The following is a 23,330-nucleotide window of genomic DNA, read 5'->3' as shown; positions in this document are numbered from 1 at the left end:
ACATAGAGCTATTTTAGGCAAAGACCCGTTTACCAAAAAACGGTATAAAGTGCTGCAAGAATACCACATATTATAACCGAGGCAATGGTAAATGCCGGAGTAACCTTAAACATGCTACGGTCTATTTCAAGACCCTGTGGATTATCTTTACTTTTCGGATCGGTTAACGTAACCAAAACCATCAAAATAATGATGATCACAAATACCCACGACATCCTGTTTAAGAAAGGGATTGGCTCAATGGCCCCATTGGTTAATGTGGGTAAAAATTTAAACAAGATAGATAATGGTATAGTTAGTAATGCAGCAGTTAGGGCTGCACGTGAAGTGGTTTTTTTCCAGAAAAAGCCCAGTAAAAAGATGGCAAAAACACCCGGTGAAATAAAACCGACATATTCTTGAATAAATTGATAAACCTGATCAAAACTTCGCAATGCAGGCGCAATAACGATAGCAATTAAGGATGCAATAACCACAGACCACCGACCAACTGAAACCAAACGTGTTTCTGAAGCTTCGGGTTTGATAAACTTTTTGTAAATATCAAGCGTAAATATGGTGGCTATACTATTGCATTTCCCTGCTAAAGAGGCCACAATAGCAGCAGTAAGTGCGGCAAAAGCAAGGCCTTTAATCCCTGCAGGCAATAAATTCATAAGTACCGGATAAGCATGATCTGGTTTAACCGTTCCTGCGGCATCGAGCATTTCTGAATGAAAATAACCACGTTGATAAAGCACATAAGCCGCAATACCTGGAATAACAACAATTACCGGAATTAGTAATTTTAAAAATGCAGCAAATATTAGTCCGTTGCGCCCGGTTTTTAAATCGGCTCCCAACGCCCTTTGAACGATATACTGGTTACAGCCCCAGTAATTTAAATTATTGATCCACAAACCACCTACCAGTACCGCAATACCTGGCAGTTCGTTGTAGAATTTATCTCCTTTCGAAAATATCATATGAAAATGATCAGACGCTTCACTGCGTAATAATGGAAGCGAGGCTAAAACACTTGGCGCATCTAATTTTTCGGCTACGAGTTTAAGTGCCATATAACAGGTAATCAACCCACCTGCAACTAAAACAAAAACCTGTATTACATCGGTATAACCAATTACCTTCATCCCACCCAGCGTAATGATAGCAGAAAAAATGGCCAGGAAAATGATGCATATATTAAAAGGAACGCCTGTAATGGTTTCAATAGCAATGGCACCAAGAAAGAAAATAGACGTCAAGTTTACAAACACATAAACGAGTAACCAAAAAACAGCCATCAGTGTACTCACCGTATTATTATAGCGGTTAGACAGGAACTGTGGCATAGTGTAAATTTTGTTCTTAATATAAATGGGTAGAAAGAATATGGCTACAATAATTAGCGTGGCGGCTGCCATCCATTCGTAACTTGCAATGGCAAGCCCCATAGCAAAACCCGAACCCGACATGCCAATAAAATGCTCGGCAGAAATATTAGACGCAATGATAGATGCACCAATTGCCCACCAGGTAAGTGAGCCTTCTGCCAGAAAATAATCTTTGGTATCGGTACGCTTTTTTTTCTTGCTCCGATAAACCCAATAGCCATATGCCGAAACAATAATAAAATACATCAAAAAAACAGCATAATCGAATGCAGACAGGTGGTTCATATAGATTTTATATTTGGGTTTTTTAAAAATCAGAAAAAATCCCAATGTTGGGGGCTAAATTCGATTATTTAATTACGTAAACGTTTTCGCCTAGCTTGTAGCAACAACATAGACTTATCCCCGTTAGCAGCCTGTTGATTCGCGCTTAGTGAGCACCGATTTCAATATAATATTCTGTTCATCATCCAGTTGTTTATTATTGAGAATTTTGAACAGGCATTTTGCCGCTTCGCGCCCGATTTCGAAGGCCGGCTGTGAGATTGTGGTAAGTGAGGGGCTCAACAGTTTTGCGGTACTCAGGTTCGAAAAGCTCAGTATTTTCACATCATCCGGAATCTTAAGGTCCATTTCTCTACAGGCGCAATAAGCAGGAATAATAAATTCTTCAATGGAAGAAAAAAGAGCATCGGGCTTATACTTTTTAAGCAGTTCCTTTATATGTTGCAGATTAAGGTCTTCGTCATCCTGATATTTAACAACGGGCTGCTCATCAGCAGCTATTCCATGCGTTTTCAGTGCATCAAGATAACCTGCAAACCTGGCTTTACCAGCTGGAAGATTTTCCAACCCATATAAATACGCAATTTTGGTACAACCGCATTCAATTAAATGCTCAGTCGCCTGAAAAGCAATTTCGTAATCATCGGTAGTTACTTTAACTGCATCCAGGTTTTCATAAACGCGGTCAAAAAACACCAATGGAATTTTCTTAACCAGGTTGGTATAATATTCACTGTTATACTCGCTGCTCGATACTGATGTAAGAATACCATCTACCCTGCCATTTAATAAACTATTGGTGAAGGCAACTTCTGCTTCTATATTCTCGTGGGTTTGATAAATAAGTACATGGTAACCGTATTGCCTTGCAATCTCCTCAATTCCTTTTATTGAGAGGGAGAAAAAGTTATTGGCTACACAGGGAATAATCACCGCTACCGTTTTAGTTTTATGGCTCCGTAGGTTGCTGGCGGCTGGATTGGGTGTATAATTTAACTCTTTGGCTAAGGTCCACACCCTGTTTTTAGTTTTTAAACTAATCTCGTAACTGTCATTGAGGGCCTTGGAAACGGTTGCGATGGAAATATTTAATTCCTGAGCCAACCGCTTAATGTTCACTGCTTCCGCCATGTCTTAAAAATTTGTTTAGTTAGTTTTTTCAGAGGAAAATGCCCCATATAACACTTTAGTTAGCGATATTATAGGTCAAAAGCTTCTTTTTCACCAGCATCTTCATCAAAAACAATCCAGCTTGCCCCAATTGTTAGAGCGGGTTTGCCGAATTTATGTTCATAACATTTGTTGGTTACAGCAATAAGATACTTCTTTTGACTAAGAAAAAGTATCTGCTACAAACGAAAATATGAAATAATCGTAATAACAACGTTTATTTCTTTTCTTTTATACATTTCACTAATGGGGATTCAGGCAGAAAAGGATGACCATTAGTGCAACTCAAGCCGTAACCTATTAAATATAAACAAATTAAAGTTGATTACACTCTAAAGAATTAAAATTTACTTAATCGTTTACGTAAATAAAATCGGCAAAATATAAAAGTTTAAGCTTCTAAAAACTCAACTTTAACTTATAAAACCAAAGAAAATCTTTAACCAATCCATTTCTAGCCTTATGAGAAACCAAAGCGAAACTTCAAAGGATAATCAAAATCCTTTGCAAAATCTTGATCAATGGGAAGAGGATATATTAATCCGCTACCCTGATCCAAAAAACATCAACGCTGAAAAAAAAGAAGAGCAGTTCAGAAATTATGATGAAACGGAAAAAGACAGCGTAAAAGAATTTTACAGGCTTAACCATACTTATCAAACCTATGATTTCGTAAAACAGAAAAAAGCAGATTATTTAAAATTCGACAAACAGGAGATGCCGATCTGGAGTGCTTTTGATTTTTTAAACAAACTGGTAGATGATTCTGATCCTGACACCGATCTGGACCAGATGCAGCACCTGTTACAAACATCAGAAGCCATTAGAAACGACGGCCACCCCGATTGGATGGTGTTGGTTGGTTTAATACACGATATGGGTAAGGTACTGTGCCTGTTCGGAGAACCACAGTGGGCCGTAGTGGGCGATACTTTTCCAGTAGGTTGCGCTTATTCAGATAAAATTGTTTATCCAGAATTTTTCAGTCAGAATCCGGATTTTAAAAACGAAACCTATCAGACCAAATTGGGTGTTTATACTCAAAATTGCGGTCTAGACAATGTAGACATGTCGTGGGGCCACGATGAATATGTATACCACATGATGAAGCCCTACATTCCGGAGCCAGGTTTATACATGCTCCGTTACCATTCCTTTTACTCGCAGCACAGGGAAAATGCATACGATCACCTGATGAATGAAAAAGATCATGAAATGTTTAAATGGGTTAACCTGTTTAATCCTTACGATTTGTACTCTAAAAACCCCAATCAGAAAAGCTGGGCAGAACTAGAACCTTATTACAAGGCACTTGTAGCTAAGTATTTACCAGCCACTATTAAATTTTAACATTCTATCTCAAAAACAGTATAACCAAATAAAACAAACCAATTTATGAACCTAAATCTACAAAAATCATGAGATTTAAATGTACAAGCTTAAAGTATGGCAGCATCTTTTTGCTGCTTTTACTCATCAGCCAGTCGTTCAACGCTGTCTTTGCGCAGGATGAACGAAAAATTACCGGGAATTTAATAGACACCGAAAACATGCCAATTATTGGTGCTTCGGTTTCGGTAAAGGGCACCAACAAAGTAACGGTTACCGGAGATAAAGGTGCTTTTAGCATCTCTGCCAAAAACGGCGACAAACTCGTATTTACTTTTATGGGCTACGAAGCCAAAGAAATCACTATTGGCACCGCATCGAGCTATAAAGTAACCATAAAAGAAGCGAATACCTCACTTACAGATGTAGTTGTGGTAGGATATGGAAAAGGGTCTCGCAAGGGCTTATCAAGTGCCATTACTTCAGTAAAACCTGAGGAATTAAATAAAGGAGCTATTGCAGATGTTGGGCAGCTGCTACAGGGTAAAGTTCCGGGGCTGAATATTAGTGCCAGTGGCGACCCCAACAAACCTGCGGCCGTAATCTTACGCGGTGCATCTACCGTTAATAGTCCAGGAGCACCTTTTTATGTTATAGATGGTATCCCTGGAGCCGATATTGCGGCGATAGCACCAGCCGATATTGCATCAATTGATGTATTAAAAGATGCCGCAGCAACTGCTATTTATGGTAACCGTGCAGCTAGTGGCGTAATTATAGTAACAACAAAACGTGGTAAATCGGGCATGCCGCAGTTAAGCTATAGCGGCTATATAGCTGCCGAAAAAGTAAGTAATCAGCTTGATTTAATGGATGCTGATCAATTAAGGGCTTACCTTACAGCTAACAAGGTTGCATTTTCGCCAAATGATGATAAAGGCGAAAATGTAAATTGGATGAAAGCCATTGAGCGTTCTACAGCATATTCGCAGAACCATAACCTTTCATTTAGCGGTGGTACCGATCACAGTAACTATAGCGCCAGCTTAAACTACTTTAACAAGGAGGGTATTTTAAATAAAAGTTCATTAAATCGTATTATTGGTCGATTAAACATAGATCAGTACGCATTCAATGATAAAGTAAAATTCAGTTTAAACCTATCCAATTCGAGTAGCAAGTCTATTAACGAGCCATTACAGAACATTGTATTGTTACAGGCTGCAAAGCGCTTACCTGTTTCGCCAATTTATAATGCAGATGGAAGTTATTTCGAAAACCTGAACAATACAGGTTATTTTAATCCGGTAGCCATTGCCGATAATGCACAGGACGAAACAAAATATAACGTTTTAATTGGCGGTTTTAATACGGAAGTAAAATTGCCGTTTGGCTTTACCTATAACATTAATTTATCTTACCAGAAAACTACCGCTGCCCATGGTGAATTTTACAGCAGTTATTTTGGAAAATACCCAACATCGAACTTTTACAATAACCCCGACCCAGGCATTGGCATAGCACATACCCTGATTGGAGGTGTGTTTGGCACTAACGGCTCGGCTCTAAGAAGCAATTTTGAAAACACCAATAAAATATTAGAAACATTCTTAACCTGGGATAAGAAAATCGGCGACCATACCTTAAATGCCGTACTGGGTTACAGTTATCAGGATAATATCGTAGGTGATGGCTTTCAAACTTCAAGCACCAATTTCCCAACAGATTTCGTTGGCTTTCAAAACCTTACCCTGGGTAACCCCTATGCCATTCCTACTTACCGCATTAATTTAGGAAATGACCTTGTTTATCAAAGAATCCTGATGATCTCTGACTTTTTCAGGTTAAATTATAATTATAAGAGTAAATACTTTTTGCAAGGTTCAATCAGACGTGATGGAAGCTCTGCATTCGGAAAAAATAACCAATGGGGTTATTTCCCGTCTGTTGGTTTAGCCTGGAGAGTAAGCGAAGAAGAATTCATGAAGGGCCAATCATTTGTTAGCGATTTAAAAATCCGTGCCAGTTATGGAGTAACTGGAAACTCTTCAGGTATAGGTGCCTATTATGGACAGTTAGTTTATGGTGGTTTCGGCACTTATTACAACAATGGTGTGCAGGCAGGGGCGTATGCACCTATCCAAGGTGCAAACCCCAATTTAAAATGGGAAAGGACATCAACCAAAAACATTGGTGTGGACTTTGGTATTTTAAATAACAAAATTACCGGTAGTGTAGATGTCTATGATAAAAATACCAATGGCATGCTTTTCAAATACAGTGTACCACAAGCACTTGTTCCGGGCGGCCAATTATACGCAAACGGTGGTAGCATCAGTAATAAAGGTATCGAAGTAAGTTTAAATGTATCACCAGTTGCTACCAAAAGTTTTTCATGGTTGAGTAGCATTAACATGGCCTATAATAAAAACAAAATTACAAGCTTACAAGGTCCTATTTCTAATGCAGATTCTATTCGTTACTCGGATCCTGAAGGGCCAGGACAAACCAATGCAACTTTACAGATTCTGAAAGTTGGTTACCCGCTTGGCCAGTTTTTTACGCTAAAATATGCAGGTAAAGATGCAAGTGGTAACTCGATGTTTTACAAACACGATGGTACTACAACGACTACACCAAGCATTGGAACCGATTATTTCTACCTGGGCAATGCGCAGCCAAAAGTAATAATGGGTTGGAGCAATACCTTCAAATATAAAGAATTGGAGCTGAACATCTTTTTAAGAGGAACCTTTGGTAATAAAATATTTAACGCCACCAAAGCTGATTTATCTTACACCGCAGGCGCAGCAGTTAATAATATACTAAACAGCGCTGCTGACGATAAAGTAACGGACACAAGAAACTCATTCTACTCAGACCGGTATATTGAAAGTGGTTCTTACGTACGTTTGGATAACGCAACTTTAGGCTATAATTTTAAAAACCTAATTAAGTATGTGAGTAATGTTAGGGTTTATTTATCAACCAATAATTTATTTACCATTACTGGATATAAAGGGATTGATCCTGAGATTAATCAAGGAGGTGCTGCCCCGGGTATAGATTATAATAACTTCTACCCTAAAACCCGTACTTTTTTACTAGGTCTTAACGCATCATTTTAAAACACAAATTTTAAAGACATGAAAAAGATATTATTTGGAATATTATTTGCGCTGACTGGTGCATTAATATTCACCTCCTGTCAAAAACTCGAGGTACCCGTTACATCAGAACTTTTACCAGAAACCTATCCCAAAACAGCCGCACAGTTAACATCGGCATCCGGAGCGGTATACATCAATTTAAGGAGCGATTATGCCACTACTTACTTTTTTTTACAAAGCTCATCAACAGATGAATCGGTGCTGCCAATTTTTGCTTCCGACTGGATTGACGGAAATAAGTACCTTGAATTGCATCGCCACACCTGGACAAAAGACAATGCTTGGGTTGCAGCAGGTTGGTCTTATTTGACCAACATTATCGGCACTGCCAATCAAACCATTTCGATTATTAGCGAGTCGGCACCAGCGGGTGCAGCAAAAAACACCAACCTTGCAGAATTAAAAACCATGCGGGCCCTGTCGTACTTTATGATGATGGATTTATATGGCAATGTTCCGTTAGATACCTTGTATGGCAGCACAGCATTAAAAACAAATTCGACACGTGTACAGGTATTCAACTATGTAGAAAGCGAGCTTAAAGCGGCTATCCCCTATTTAAAATCGACTAGTGGTATGGCAACCTATGGTTTACCAACAAAATACCTGGCTTATTCGATATTGGCAAAAATGTACTTAAATGCAGCAGTGTACACTGGAACAGCACGTTATGATGATTGTATAGCGGCCTGCGACCAGATAATTAGTTCAGGCTTGTATAGCATAGAACCAATGTCGAGCTATCTACAGATGTTTTATCCCACCAATGGGCCAACGCAAAAAGAATTTATTTTTGCAATTCCATTTGATGCGTCTACCTCTACCGGCAATATGTTTATGGCCCGTTACGATTTAAACCGTAACCTTGGTATACGTTATCAATACTCTGGCTCCACACCGGGCACATTTACCAACCCGGTTATGAACCAAAGCAGTGGCGGGGGCTTATCAAACAATAAACCGAGCGGTCCGCGAATGACTACAACTGAGTTTTATGCAAATTTTAACGATTCGAACGACATCAGAAACAAACAATGGCTTACCGGCCCACAGTACTGGCCAGATGGAAGTCCGATTATGGTGAGCACCACTAATTTAGGTTACGATCAGTTTTATACTGGTGGAACTACGGCTGGAGCGTTACCTTATACCTATGCGCTAAATTTAACTCCGTTGAGCAGTTCACGTTTAGGTGCAAATGCTTACGATTTAGGGAAGGATGAAATTGCCTGGAATACCGGCTACCGCAACATTAAATTTTTACCAGATTACACCAATCCAATTAGCCGGAACCAAAACAACGATATGCCATTATTCCGCTATTCAGATATTATCCTCATGAAAGCAGAGGCTATATTCAGAGGTGGAACGCCAACGTTAGGTGCTACAGCAATAGGTTTGGTAAACAGTGTACGAAGCAACCGTACCACTTCTGCTGCTTTAGGAGCATTAACATTGGATGTACTTTACAATGAGCGTTCGAAAGAATTTGCATGGGAATGCTGGCACCGTAATGATATGATCAGGTTCGGTAAATTTGAGAACACTTATGGTTTATCTAAAACCAATACCGATACTTATCGCCGTATATTCCCAATTCCAAGTACAGCAATAGCGACAAACAATACATTGGTTCAAAACCCCGGTTATAATTAACCCTCGGTAAACAATACAAAAATTTCTCTGGTGTAAAAGCCAGAGAAATTTCTTTTTTCCCATCCTGTTTAAGGCCGATGGTCCATCAAAATTTCTCAATCACCTTAAATTTATCTCCATGAGGAAACACTTACTTTTACTGATTTCCCTATTTACCTATTGCTCATTGCAAGCTCAGGTTTTACTAAAAACACAATCTGAAGCCACCACACCAACCAAAACTTTAACTAAAGATGCCTTATCGCTTAATTTCATTGCCATGGGCGATTGGGGCCGTAACGGTGCCGACCATCAGAAACAGGTAGCGCAACAAATGGGGATAACCGCAGCAGATGTTAAAGCACAGTTTATCATTTCCACAGGCGATAACTTCTACCCTAGCGGTGTAATCAGTGAGCACGATCCACTTTTTAAATATTCTTTTGAAGATATTTATACTGCATTTTCTTTGCAATGGGATTGGTATCCGGTACTGGGTAACCACGATTATAAATCCAATCCAGATGCCCAGGTAGCCTATTCAAAAATAAGTAGAAGATGGAAAATGCCTGCCCGTTATTATGCAAAGAAATTTCCTATTAACGGAGACCTGAACAATCAGGTATTGATTGCTTTTATCGATACCAACCCTTTAATTCCAGAATTTTACAAAAATTCAGAATACGGCCCAAACGTAAAAGGCCAGGATACTACCCAACAAAAACGATGGCTTACTAAAGTATTAAGTGATGAAGATCCAAGCATCAGATGGAAAATTGTTGTGGGTCATCACCCCATGTATACTGGAGGAAGCCGCACAGACGGATATGATACCAAAGCAATCCGCCGTTCTCTTAAACCGGTTTTTGATCGTTATGGCGTAGATGTATACCTCACCGGGCACGAGCACAGCTTGCAGTACATTAAACCTGAAGGCAAAACGCATCATTTCATTTCAGGCGCAGCATCAGAAAAAACACCTGTAAAACTCATTGATGATGCCCAGATGGTGGCTTCTATTTATGGTTTCATGCTTTTTTCGGTCGGCAAAGATTTAATCCGCGTACAAACCATTAACGATGAAGGAGAAATTATTTATAATACCATTATCAAAAAATAAATGCTGCTTTTCTCCGAACAGCGCTTATTTTTAGAAAACAAAAATCGCCCATCATTAGCTTAAAAATATTATGGCCATTACCGAAACTGCACCACAGGATTTGCTTTTACCGAAAAAGAAAAGATTACTTTCTTTAGATGCCTTACGCGGTTTTGACATGTTCTGGATTATTAGTGGAGAAGGTATTTTCCACGGACTGGCCAACGGTGTAATGAAAGAACACCATTTGATCAGAAATCCCAATGATTGGACCATCGCCAGTAATGGCCATTTATCGTTTCTCGAAAGTTTTTTGGTTGGCATCAGCAACCAGCTTCATCACTCCCTTTGGAATGGTTTTACTTTTTACGACCTGATTTTTCCACTTTTCATTTTTATCTCAGGTGTTTCGATGCCATTTTCTTACGAAAAACATTTAAATGCCGGAAATGATAAAAAAAAATCAGCAAAAGGTATTTATTATGCCCTGATCAGAAGAACACTGATTTTAATCTTTCTTGGAATGGTGGTAAACGGCCTGCTCAAATGGGAAGGCTACGAAAATACACGTTTCGCGAGCGTACTTGGCCGTATTGCCCTATCCACTTTTTTTGCAGCTTTAATTTACCTCAATTTTTCGTTACGCAAACAGCTTATCTGGCTGCTGGGCATTTTATTGGGCTATTACATCATCATGATAGCCATACCTGTTCCTGGTTTTGGAAATGGCGTTTTAACACCCGAAGGTAATCTGGCAGCATATGTAGATCGCTTATTGTTGCCTGGCAAACTCCATCGTGCAGTTTACGACCCAGAAGGTTTGCTGAGCACTATTCCTGCCATTGCAACAGCACTTTTAGGGGTATTTACAGGAACATTTCTAAATACTAAAAATAACCGTTTCAGTTTGGTTCTAAAAGCTTTCTACCTCTTTATAGCAGGCATAATATTGGTTTCGCTTGGATTATTATGGAACCTAATTTTTCCGGTTAATAAAAATATGTGGACAAGCTCTTTTGTGTTGGTTGCCGGTGGATGCAGTCTGGTGCTGTTCTCAGTCTTCTATTACATTATTGATGTTAAAACTTATCAAAAATGGAGCTTGCCCTTCATCTGGATTGGTACTAATTCTATTTTAATTTACGTTTGTGCCCATGGCCTTTTCAATTTCGAATCTACTTCACAATTCCTCTTTGGCGGAGTTATCGCTAAAATTCCTTTAGGCTGGCAACAGGCAGGTTTATGGCTAGGTGTTCTACTGATACAGCTTGGGATATTGAAATTTCTCTATGATAGAAAATGGTTTTTAAAAATTTAAGGCAAAGCCAGTAGATTCCATACGCTAAGTAATACTAGAAAGATCCTGAAACGGGTTCAGGATGACGAAACGAGCGATATTAAAAACACCAAATTACCCTTGAAGAACAAAGAAGCAATAAAAGAACTTCCTTTAATATCAAGTCCTGCCCCCACTATACTATACATAACATATGTTGTTAACTGATTTAAAAATTAGAGCATCAAAATTCAAAAAAGGAATACAGTTTCTGTTTCTTTCGGCTATAGCGATCATTTATACAAACGTTGTTTATGCACAAAAACAGCCTTTAATTCCTTACGTTCAACCATTTTCGGGTACTTCTGCAAGCACCACATTGGCCAGCCAGCATATTGAAAATAAAACCGAACGCCTGGCCAATACCATTCCAGCTGTAGCACCGCCTTTTAGTATGACGCAATGGACGCCCCAGACCCAGCTCACAGAAAAAAAATGCCTGGCACCTTATTATTACAACAACAAAAAGTTTTACGGCTTTAGGGCAAGCCATTGGATCAGTGGTTCTTGTACCCAAGATTACGGAAGCTTCACCATTATGCCCATTTCAGGCCAGCTTAAAACCAATGCAGCTCAATATGCAGAAAATTATGCCCACGAAAACGAAGTTTCTACCCCCTCCTATTACAAATTAAAATTACCTCAACATCAACTGTTAACAGAAATTACAGCCAGCCTTAGAAGCGGTGTAATGCGGATCACCGCACTAAAAACAGATAGCGTTTATATTTTAGTCACGCCCAATAGCGATCAGAACAAAGGTTTTATTCAGGTTGATGCAGAAAAAGGTGAAATTTCCGGATATAATCCTGTTCACCGGATTTATCAGGGATGGGGAGAACCTGCAGGCTTTAGTGGTTATTTTTACATCCGGTTCAAAAAAAACTTTACCTCAGCAGGGGTTTATAGCGAAGGCCATATTTTCAATCAGCAAAACATCAGCAATAAAAAGGATATTGGTGCTTATGCAGGCTTTAAACTGCAAAAAGGAGAACAGTTAGTGATTTATTCCGGCACCTCTTTTACAAGTATCGCAGCTGCCAAGGCCAACTTGGAAAGTGAGATCAAAAATGATAATTTTGATACTGTTTTAGCACATACCAATCAGGCTTGGGAAAAATCCCTATCACAGGTACGTATTTCAGACACAAATGAAAAAGGGAAAAAAATCTTTTACACGGCCCTCTATCATGCCATGCAACATCCCAGGCTATACAATGATGTAGATGGGAAATATCCGCAATTTGATGGAAATTATCAGAACAAAACAATAAATAAAGGCAATTATTACGATGATTTTTCGATGTGGGATATTTACCGCGCGCAATTACCTTTAATTGAACTATTGAATCCCAACTTAGCTAATAGCCTGGTTAATTCGATGATATTAAAAGGTCAGCAAGGTGGTTGGATGCCTATTTTCCCTTGCTGGAACAGTTATACTGCCGCCATGATCGGCGATCATGCTACTGCTTTCATCGCTTCGGCATATAATAAGGGGATCCGCAATTATGATATTAATGAAGCTTACCGATTGATGAGGCAAAATGCCTTTCAAATGCCCGATTCTGTCGATTATCTGAATGGAAAAGGCCGGCGTGGAATTAACAGTTATTTAAAGTATGGCTATATTCCATTAGAAGACAGTATCCCAAACGCTTTTCATAAAAAGGAACAGGTAAGTAGAACCTTAGAGTATGCATACGATGATTATGCCCTCGCAAGTATCGCGAAAGATTTGGGCAAAGAAGCCGATTACCGGGAGCTATCAAAACGATCGCTTAATTACCAACATGTTTTTGATCCCAATGTTGGAATGGTTAGAGGGCGTTTTGCCAATGGCAACTGGTACAAGCCTTTTTATCCCGATCACCGCGAACCTTATATTACAGAAGGAACCCCAAGACAATATACTTTTTATGTTCCGCATGATATGCCCGGACTGATCAAGTTGATGGGTGGGCGTAAAAATCTCGAAAACGAACTGGATTCGCTCTTTAATAAAAAAGAATATTGGCATGGGAATGAACCTGGGCACCAGATTCCATTTTTATACAACTACACTTCTTCTCCATGGAAAACCCAGATGCAAGTATCACGCATTTTGGCTGAAGAGTATGGGGAAGGCGCTGGTGGTTTAAGTGGCAACGACGATGCGGGGCAAATGTCGGCATGGTATGTATTTGCAGCACTTGGCTTTTATCCGGTAGATCCTGTTTCAGGAAACTATCAACTCACCAGTCCTTTGTTTAAAGAGGCTACAATATCTTTCAGAAATGGCAAAAAATTAGTTATAACAGCCATTAAAAAGAGCAAAAATTCTATTTACATTTCAAAAATCAGTTTAAATGGAAAGCCTTTTACCCAAAACCAAATTAAACACCAATTGCTGGTGCAAGGCGGAAAATTAATCTTTTACCTGCAAGATCGACCAGCCGTGCTCTGAATCCTGAAAAACCAATCTAAACATAAATTAATAATCGTGCTCAGAGGAAGCCAAACAGCTAAATAACAGAAAAACATTTCAACCCCAGTTAATCTTTAAACAAAACCAAGATCATTAGTATTGCACTTAACACGAGGATAAAAAGTATCATTCTTTTGGGAAAGACATTTTCACCCGCCTCATTACCGGTTTTATCTGATGTTTTTAAAGTTTTCTTTTCAACCTTCATAGTTAGATTGGTATAGATAGGATTTGACTGTTTTTGAGCCAAAAAGATTAAGAGGAAAAAAATATCTTTATTCATTGACCGTATCGCTCAAAACATCAATATTAAAACACCGGCCTACACATCCCCGAAAAATTGATTCTGGGCAAATGGGAACCCTTATCTTAGGAAAAGCATACCATGTATTTTTTTTTGTCGATGCACGCTCCACCAAACACTTAACAAACAAACAATAACCTGCTAACCTTGAGGAAACATTGATTGACTAATTTACAAATGCATTTGCCTACCCTAGGCAGAAAACAGGTAAACAAAAAAGTTTCGACAAATAGCAAGCTATGAAACAGCAAGCCAGAACGATCCCAGGAAAACTGGTAGATTTTGATTATAACAAATACAGGTTACCAACATTTGTAATGCAGTTTAAACCCTCCGTTTATCAAGACGGTGATTGTTATTATGCCGTATTATCCTTTGAAGAGGAACACGATGTTTCAGGTCTTGGAACCTCTCCTGAGGATGCACTGATAGACTGGAATGATAAAGTATGTGAAATGCTTGCCCTATCGGGCGCTTTACGCACATCGCTAAGTGCCAAAAACAAATAATTACCACAAAAACAGGCCATTTTAATCTTCGCCAAAATTTATATTGATGAGCCGTGATATAGCTTAACGGCCCGGTATTTGATGAGGACTATTATGATCAGCTGAATTTTCCCGACAACTGTTACTTGAGATCAAAAGACAATGCAATTAATCTGGAGCAACGAAAATTTGAAAAGTTTGGTCTTTTAATTATTTTTATCTTATCTGAAAAGCTAAACTAAAGAATCATGGCCGGTGCGCAGGAAAACAACAAATGGGACTCCTATAACGGCGCTTCCCCACTTATTGCCCTATACAATAGTTTTCACCCCCTAACTGTTGAAATGGAGGCACTTATCGATAGCCACACCTTTCCTGTGAGTTTCCGCAAGAACAGATATATTATCTCTCCGATAGACCGTAATAGATATCTTTACCTGATTTTAAAAGGAGTAGTAAGGGGGTTCTATAAGGACTCGGGAACAGAGATCACTTCCTGGATCTGTCAGGAAAACGAAATTGTAGGGACCATTCGCAATCTATGGACTGAAGAAGAATCAGACGAATACCTCCAGGCAATAGAGGATGTAGAGCTGATTGCCATACCTCATGAACTCACGACTATGCTTTATAAAAATTTTGCAGAGGCAAACATTATTGGCAGAAAGATCATGGAGCTTCATTATAGGGGAGCGTATAACAGGGGCTTTATCTGCCAGATTCCCTCTGCGACGGGCCGCTATAAACACCTGCTATGGGCTTTCCCCTGGATGATTAACCGTGTACCGCTCCGGTATGTTGCTTCGTTCCTTGGCCTAAGACTGGAAACGCTAAGCAGGATCCGATCAGTAGAAAACAAAAGAATATAAAACATAGTCTGCGTTATTTTTAATTTTATTGTTTAAAATCTTGCTGAAGGCATGAAAATATTAAAGGCTGCTGATGCATTTGATAAATCAGCAAAAATAGACCAGGAAATAAATACAAGATCTATTTTATTCAAAAAAAGGGGGATTTCTTACCAATCAGTCTTAATTTACCCGTTAATTTGTCATTTATACACCTAATTCCCTCCATAAAAGATATTGATATTTGTTATAACTATTAATATCAAACCATTATGAACAACACAAAAAAAGTAGATGAGTTTATCGCTAAACTTGAACACCCGCTTAAAGCAGAACTCGAAGCAGTAAGATCTATTATTGTCAATGCAAACCCTAAAATAGAAGAAGACATAAAGTGGGGAGGCCCTAGTTTTTTTTACAAAGAAGACCTGGCCACTTTCAATCCAAGGATCAAAAACTATGTAGCCCTTATCTTTCACAAAGGAGCACTCATTAATGTAAAATCAGACTTTCTTGAAGAGGCAACCAAGGGAAAGGTTTATGCGAAATTTTGTTCTATGGATCAGGTAATAGCAAACAAGGAGCTGATTGAAAAAATGGTTAATACCTGGGTTGAGCTGATGGATAAATAAATTCGCTTTGCCCTCTAAAGTCGTCTTGGCAGAACAATTTTCGAAACATTTCTTGCATGTACTAAGTCCTTGGTGAGTTTACTGCCTCCAGAACGACAATAAAGAAATACTGAGTTCAAGTCTAATTTTTAATTTATGGCTCATGCTGCTTTTATTTATAGCTCATTTTGTGGCTGTATTGAGCTATATTCTTTATTAAAATGAGCTTCATCTTGTGACGCATCAATGTTCGCTTTATTTCTTTTGGATAATCTTAAAACCGCTAAAAGATGCATCACCAGAGGCATCACCATAAGTAGCATGATAAACACCAACCTGTAAGCCGCTACTCCCCAAATCATCCCTTTTTACAGGGCTGCCAGGAAGATCTACCCAAGCCTTTCCATCACTGCTACCACGCATAAAAAATGTGTTTCCTACCCGTTGTATCTGCAGATGCCTATAAAAAGCCCACCCAGAGAGGTTGTTCGTCTGCTTTCTGCCGCCATTCCCAAGGTCGGTAACAATATTTCCAACGCCCCAGCCTGGCATAATGCCGTTTTGTAAAAGCATTCTTCCATTTGTTGAAGCTTTAACCATTATACCTGCCTCATTTGCACCATAGGCTTTCTTCTCCTTGAGCCCTAGCATATCTGAAAGCATTACCTCGGCGATAAAATCACCCTCAACATTGTTGTAGGCAAAAGGCCCTATTGCCTCCGATCCATCCCAAAATGTATTGTGCGAAACCATTTTTAGGATACCCGATTGTTGTATAACGGTATCTGCATTTCCCAATATACCATCCCAGGAAGTTCCTGATAGGCCATCTTTTGTTGCCGGAACTGACCGGGCCGCCCCACCCTGTTTTCTGATCACAAATTGTGAAGAATCTGTTCTAACAGCAAACGGAAGAGATGTTTGGGTAACATTTCCAAAATTATCCCTGATTTTCACCGTATAACGATAACTGCTTTGTGGAAGGACCGAAAAATCCATATAATCTGATGACCGTAACCATTTCGCATCTTCGTTATCTTTATCATTTTTAAAAAGATATTCGAGATCATTGCCTGGCAGTTCAGGTTTATCCGCCGCCATATAAACCATACCTGGTGTAACTGCCGATGGTTTTGAGGCAAATGATGCTTTTAAGTTGCCTGTGCCCAAGGTTTGTTTCCAAAAATTAAATTCTTTTAAGCAAGCACTATAATCAAGACCATAATTGTATATTGAAATTGATGATATTGCTGTTGTGGCACCTGGTCTTCCGCCAGAAGATTCAATCAAAATACGCTGGTCTCTTTGATTATTAGGTACCAGTGCATAACTGGCCGGTTTACCATTGATAAATACCTCGAACTTGCCCTGAGAAAAAGAACAGATTAACTGTTGCCATTTTCCATTACCCACTATCCTTACGGCTTTATTTCCTTTACCAAAAAACAGATCTGTTTTTGAACCAACAGCAGGTAAAAGAGAAAAAACAGCACTAAATGGTTTTGAAAAACCGACCTCTTTTGTAATGTTACCTCTCATAAGGATTTTACTACCATTGGCCAATACAGCAGCTGTTTTTCCATTAATATCGGCAACTTCCACATTCCCCTTGCACGTCAGTTCTCCCAAAGCTGCCCCATTATTGGGCCAGCTTGCTAAATCCCCATATTCAAGGTTTTTTGCAGCTGCGTACAGAACCGTATGGTTAGTTATGCCTTTTGTATAAGCTGCTTTAATCTCTGTATCGGTTAATGGGATATCATAAATTTTCAAAGCGGCCAGCGCACCAGAAAACCCTGAAGTTCCATCATCATTTCCGCCAACAAGAAACCTGGTAAGATTATTTACGAAAAGCATTCTTCTTTCTGCCCTATCCAATTTTCCATCAACATATATACGCTCCATTGTCCCATCAAAAACCATGGTAATCACATGCCACTCATTTGCTTTGGGTAAATTCCTATATCCTAAATTTGCCCAGCCAAGATGGGTGGCAGCGCCTGCACCTTTACTATTCCCATAACCTACCGCAGCATTGCTTAAATCAACACCACCCCGTCCTGTCCATGAAATGATGGTTTCTTCTTTATTAATCTCTGGGTTCAGCACCCACATACTCACGCTATAACTGCTATTCCCCAGCATAGATGAAGGCGCACGAACGGATGACGACAGGCGCTCGGTGCCAGAGAAAACCAAAGCTTTTTTTCCACCTATCATTGAAGTAACTGGCTTGTTTGTTCCGTTAGCAGAAAACACACCGCCCAATTTTCCATTATTTTGAACATGAGCTGCTATTGATCCTATCCGAAGGTGATCAAAGTTCAGATCCACCAACAGTCCCTTCGGTTCAAAATGTTGCAAAGATTCCCTTTTTTTGATGTTGGTGTTCATCACTGGATTATATTCGGCATTGTCGAAAACCTTAATGTTCCATATCGCCTTATTTAGGCCCGGATATTCTGTCCGTAAAATTGTTGTACGCAGATATCTGGCCTTAATGTTCCCAAAATCGACCATTGGACTTCCATGTTGGGTGTTTTTACTCTTATCAATGTACAGTCCCCATGTTTTGCCATCGAGCGAATATTCGATTTTGTATTGATAGTACCAGGTTGCATATTCAAATTGAGTATGTACACTTTTAACATCATAGACTCGGCCTAAATCAACTTGGATCCATGAGGGGCCGATATTGTTTTTGGCTTTCCATAAAGTTCCGTTATTATCATCGAATGCAAATTCTGATTTAAAATCCTGATCATAAGCTGAAGAGGCCACAGCAGTTTTGMCCAGCGCCAGATTTGGATGCGGATTCGCATTTTTTGCCAAATAGCCGATTCCGGAATGTGTAGGCACCAGCTTCAGTATATTTCCTTTCTCATCGAAGATCATTTTATCTGCCGCTACCTGCCTGTGATAGCCACCGTCGTTGTGTGGGTTATTATGCCGGTGATAAACCAGGTAAAAATCATCTCCCTGCTGCAGAACAGACTGATGCCCTGGTCCGTGCACCGTTCCATCGCCATTTGTGGCAAGGATTGGATTATCCGCGGCATACTTAAAAGGTCCCATCGGGTTGCTTGCAGTGGCATACTGTACCCTGTAAGTTCCATCTTCGCAATAACCGGATGAATAAGTAAGATAGTAGATTCCATTTCTTTTAAATACAAATGGAGCCTCGAAAAAGTCTTTTGCATCGGTATTTGGAATCTGAGCAAGTTTTGAAAAGGACTTCATGTCGTCATTCAATAAGCCAACACCGCAACCATGGCCCGGATAAATGCCCCAGGTACCCCAATACATATAATACTTACCATCGTCATCTTTAAAAGTCTGCCCATCAAGTGTGATCACCTTGGGTACCATAAAATTTGAAACTATTGGTTTTCCGGGTGCCAAAAGGGATGTCCATGGGCCAACTGGCGTTGCTGAAGATGCACCAAATATTTCAACGGGCTGACAGTAATATAGATAATACTTTCCATCAGGACCCTGTGTTGCATCCGGTGCCCAGTAATGATGGGTTGTTGGCCAGTTCATATCCTGCATGGTCCAGTTCACAAAATCTTTTGACGTCCATACCTGCGATGGTCCAAATCCGCCTCCATTGCCATCGGTTGTTGCATAAATATAAAAAGTATCTCCAAATTTTTTAACCGTTGGATCTGCAAAATAACCTGGTATAACAGGATTGCCCTGCCCCTTCGTCAAATGCCGAGATTGCGCCATTATAGGTTGGAAAGCGCTACATAAGAGAAAAAAAACGAAGAGGTTTAGATAAATGTTTTTCATAATTAATTGTTGATATCCCGACCTATAAAAACCAGAGTTGATTGATCAGGATGTAAATATAAATGAAGCGTCATCTAGATTTCCGTTGTATATTGATGCATAACATTATTATTTTAACCAAGCACCCCAATCTTTGTTGTACGGCGGGGTACTTGTTAAAATCTAGTAGCTATCAGATAAAAAAGAAGCATAAAAACACAGGGCTTCTTCATAGTTTTATCGATGAATTTTAAGGATTGTTTTTATTCAATATTCTTTAAATTCATTTGCGCTTAGTAAAAGATCCGGGTATAAAATATCTTGATATAAACAGATCTAAGAAGGGTCTTATTGATAAAATGATTTAAACATGAAAATATACAAAGTATTCTTGCGTACCATACTGTTCCCAACTATTTTAGCCATGGGTATCACTTCTGCCAATGCACAAAATGGAGATCAGATATTAGACGGGATCGGCGAAACAGGAATGAGTGCGCGTTATATCTTTAATGGAGATGCCAAAGACTGGTCTCGAAATAATTTTCATGCAAAATTTCAGGGCGACGGAGTCAAATTTATCAACGACAGCCGATTTGGAAAGGTTTTGTCGCTCTCTGGGGATAACAATTCCTTTGTCACAATTCCAGGAGAAGTATTAACAGATATAGAATCGCTCAGCATATCAGGATGGATATACCTCCGTTCTAAGCAGCCCGGCCAGCGGTTTTTTGATTTCGGGAAGGACGTAACCAAACATTTTTTTGTGGCCCCTGTTGGAACAAATGCTCAGGAAGGTTTCCAGACATCGATCACGGCAAAGGAAAACAATAAAAACACAGCGGTTTCTCCTGCTTTAGAACTGAATAAATGGATCTATATTACCATTGTGATAGATATTCCATCAAAATCTATGGTGACCTATGTGAATAGCAAGCCTGTGGCCGAAGCTAAGCACATCCCCCTGGAGTTAACAATGGTATTCGATCAGCAATCAGGGGCAAAAAACCTGTTGTATATCGGAAAATCGCTAGTACCGGGAGATCCTTATCTGAATGCCATGATACATGATTTCCGTATTTACCGGGTTCCGTTAAGTGCGGGGCAGGTTGCCGGAATTTATCGCAATGCCCAAAGAGGTAATCAGGAAAGTGCGGTAAATGTAGGTAAGCGTGAAGATGATCTCCCAAAGTTTTCTTCAGGCACTCCACAGCTTTACAATACTTATTTAGCCCATGTATCAGATATTCAGGTGGAAACAGAAGTAGGAAATTTACCACGGTTACCCAGTTATGTACCGGGCACCTACAAGAATAAGATGAAAGGTCCAAAAGTACGTGTGTTGTGGCCTTCTCCAACTGATAATAGCACGGTCTTGAAACCTGGAAGTTACACCGTTACCGGGCGTGTTGCGGGAACGTCTTTTCAACCTAAAGCATTTGTAACCATAAAAGCGCTTAAAAAATCAGCCTCGCCAGCCTTAAAGCTAGAACCATTTGCTTTAAACAGGGTTTCTCTACAAACGGATGTTCATGGCCATGCAACCAAATTTATCGAAAACCGTGATAAATTTATCAAAACATTAGCTAAAACCGCCCCTAACTCTTTCCTCTACATGTTCCGCCAAGCTTTTGGCCAGAAACAACCCGAAGGAGCAAAACCTCTGGGGGTATGGGACAGTGAAGATACCAAATTAAGGGGGCATGCCACAGGCCACTACCTTTCGGCAATTGCCCAGGCCTATGCTGGTACCGGATATGACAAGGCACTGCAGGCCAATTTCTCAAAAAAAATGGAGTATATGATCAATACACTCTATGAACTATCGCAATTATCAGGGAACCCTAAAAATTCAGATTCCACCTCGGTATCTGATCCGAGCGCTGTGCCGCATGGCCCCGGTAAATCAGATTATGATTCTGACCTTAGTGCATCGGGCATCCGTACAGATTATTGGAACTGGGGAAAAGGATTCATCAGCGCCTATCCTCCCGATCAGTTTATCATGTTGGAAAACGGAGCGAAATATGGAGGACAGAAAAACCAGGTTTGGGCCCCATATTATACCTTGCATAAAATTTTGGCTGGCTTAATAGACGTATATGAGGTAAGTGGCAATAAAAAATCACTTAAAATAGCTACTGACATGAGTGACTGGGTATATACCCGCTTAAGCCAGCTGCCTCAGGAAACGCTTATCAGGATGTGGAATACTTACATCGCCGGAGAGTACGGGGGCATGAATGATGTAATGGCCCGTTTATACCAGATTACAAATGATCCGAAATACCTAAAAACAGCACAATTATTTGATAATATAAAGGTTTTCTTTGGTGATACAGTACATTCGCATGGGCTGGCCAAAAACGTAGATATTTTCCGTGGACTGCATGCTAATCAGCACATACCCCAAATTGTAGGGAGTATCGAAATGTACAGGGTATCCAATAAACCTGAATATTACAGTATAGCGGATAACTTCTGGCACAAAATGGTAGACGATTACATGTATAGTATCGGAGGCGTTGCAGGTGCCCGTAACCCTGCCAATGCGGAGTGTTTTATTGCGCAGCCAGCTACCTTGTACGAAAATGGCTTCTCTGAAGGAGGGCAGAATGAAACCTGTGCCACCTATAATATGCTAAAACTGACCGGAGACCTTTTTCTATTCGATCAGCGGGCAGAGCTGATGGATTATTATGAGCGTGGCTTATACAATCATATCCTGGCATCTGTTGCCCTGAACAGTCCTGCCAATACTTATCATGTACCACTCAGACCAGGATCTGTTAAACAATTTGGCAATGCGGATATGACAGGTTTTACCTGCTGTAACGGCACTGCGATAGAGAGCAGCACCAAATTACAAAATTCAATTTACTTTAAAAGTAAAGATAACCAGGCGCTTTATGTGAACCTGTACATTCCCTCAATACTAACATGGACAGAACGCCAGATTAGGGTAGAACAGACAACAAATTTCCCAAAAGAAGACCACACCCGCCTCACAATTAAGGGCAGCGGAAAATTTGATCTCAATGTGCGTGTGCCAGGCTGGGCCACCAAAGGATTCTTTGTAAAGATCAACGGGAAAGAACAAAAGTTTCAGGCTGAGCCAGGCAGTTACCTAAAGATAAGCCGTACCTGGAAAAATGGCGATATTGTGGATTTAAAGATGCCATTCCAATTCCACCTCGATCCGGTTATGGATCAGCAGAACATTGCCAGTTTGTTTTACGGACCGGTATTGTTGGCAGCGCAGGAACCAGAAGCCAGAAAAGATTGGCGTAAAGTAACCTTGGATGCCAAAGATATTGGCAAATCAATCAAGGGTGATCCACAATCTTTACAGTTCACTATTGATGATGTTGTTTTCAAACCATTTTACGAAACATATGGGCGTCATTCTGTTTACCTGGATGTTACATTAAAATAAGCACT

Annotated in this window: 13 protein-coding genes; 10 read left to right on the top strand and 3 right to left on the bottom strand. The window is 39.8% G+C overall.

All coding sequences use genetic code 11. The annotated features are described in order from the left end of the window. Nucleotides 1-29: 29 nt before the first annotated feature. Entirely contained in the window at nt 30-1,658 is a 1,629-nt protein-coding gene (locus AC1DNH_RS01470; RefSeq protein WP_477584518.1) for a sodium/sugar symporter, read from the bottom strand. Nucleotides 1,659-1,781: 123 nt separating this feature from the next. Then, the gene (locus tag AC1DNH_RS01465) at nt 1,782-2,789 is read right to left on the bottom strand and encodes a LacI family DNA-binding transcriptional regulator (RefSeq protein WP_477609132.1); all 1,008 of its coding nucleotides are present in this window, start codon (nt 2,787-2,789) and stop codon (nt 1,782-1,784) included. Nucleotides 2,790-3,290: 501 nt separating this feature from the next. Here AC1DNH_RS01465 and AC1DNH_RS01460 point away from each other — a divergent pair. The 9 genes from AC1DNH_RS01460 (at nt 3,291) to AC1DNH_RS01420 (ending at nt 16,136) form a co-directional block, all read left to right on the top strand. Further along, nucleotides 3,291-4,178: an inositol oxygenase family protein gene (locus tag AC1DNH_RS01460; protein ID WP_477585955.1), complete on the top strand. Its 888-nt coding sequence runs from the start codon at nt 3,291-3,293 to the stop codon at nt 4,176-4,178. Between the two features lie 68 nt (nt 4,179-4,246). After that, nucleotides 4,247-7,285 (top strand): SusC/RagA family TonB-linked outer membrane protein, encoded by a 3,039-nt coding sequence (locus AC1DNH_RS01455; protein ID WP_477625096.1) that lies wholly within the window; start codon nt 4,247-4,249, stop codon nt 7,283-7,285. A gap of 18 nt (nt 7,286-7,303) precedes the next feature. After that, on the top strand, nt 7,304-8,983 hold the full coding sequence (locus tag AC1DNH_RS01450) for a RagB/SusD family nutrient uptake outer membrane protein (RefSeq protein ID WP_477583470.1): 1,680 nt from the start codon (nt 7,304-7,306) through the stop codon (nt 8,981-8,983). 118 nt (nt 8,984-9,101) lie between these two features. Beyond that, complete coding sequence (locus AC1DNH_RS01445; protein ID WP_477583472.1) at nt 9,102-10,082, top strand: purple acid phosphatase family protein; 981 nt, start codon at nt 9,102-9,104, stop codon at nt 10,080-10,082. Nucleotides 10,083-10,152: 70 nt separating this feature from the next. Beyond that, a complete protein-coding gene (locus AC1DNH_RS01440) occupies nt 10,153-11,379 on the top strand; it encodes an acyltransferase family protein (protein ID WP_477583474.1) in 1,227 nt (408 codons plus the stop codon). 172 nt (nt 11,380-11,551) lie between these two features. After that, a complete protein-coding gene (locus AC1DNH_RS01435; RefSeq protein WP_477609340.1) occupies nt 11,552-13,843 on the top strand; it encodes a GH92 family glycosyl hydrolase in 2,292 nt (763 codons plus the stop codon). A 564-nt stretch (nt 13,844-14,407) separates the two neighbouring features. Further along, complete coding sequence (locus tag AC1DNH_RS01430; protein ID WP_477585078.1) at nt 14,408-14,677, top strand: hypothetical protein; 270 nt, start codon at nt 14,408-14,410, stop codon at nt 14,675-14,677. A 227-nt stretch (nt 14,678-14,904) separates the two neighbouring features. Continuing rightward, entirely contained in the window at nt 14,905-15,525 is a 621-nt protein-coding gene (locus AC1DNH_RS01425) for a Crp/Fnr family transcriptional regulator (protein ID WP_477585079.1), read from the top strand. Between the two features lie 251 nt (nt 15,526-15,776). Continuing rightward, entirely contained in the window at nt 15,777-16,136 is a 360-nt protein-coding gene (locus AC1DNH_RS01420; RefSeq protein WP_477609342.1) for a DUF1801 domain-containing protein, read from the top strand. Nucleotides 16,137-16,370: 234 nt separating this feature from the next. Here the strand turns inward: AC1DNH_RS01420 and AC1DNH_RS01415 are convergent, their stop codons facing one another. Next, a complete protein-coding gene (locus AC1DNH_RS01415) occupies nt 16,371-19,847 on the bottom strand; it encodes a family 43 glycosylhydrolase (protein ID WP_477625095.1) in 3,477 nt (1,158 codons plus the stop codon). Nucleotides 19,848-20,259: 412 nt separating this feature from the next. Here AC1DNH_RS01415 and AC1DNH_RS01410 point away from each other — a divergent pair, with 412 nt between their 5' ends. Further along, nucleotides 20,260-23,325: a beta-L-arabinofuranosidase domain-containing protein gene (locus AC1DNH_RS01410; RefSeq protein ID WP_477580530.1), complete on the top strand. Its 3,066-nt coding sequence runs from the start codon at nt 20,260-20,262 to the stop codon at nt 23,323-23,325. Nucleotides 23,326-23,330 lie beyond the last annotated feature (5 nt).

The organism is Pedobacter sp. 01N310, from assembly GCF_056399805.1.
The sequence above is the reverse complement of the archived record's forward strand: the minus strand, read 5'-3'. Positions and strand labels throughout refer to the sequence as shown.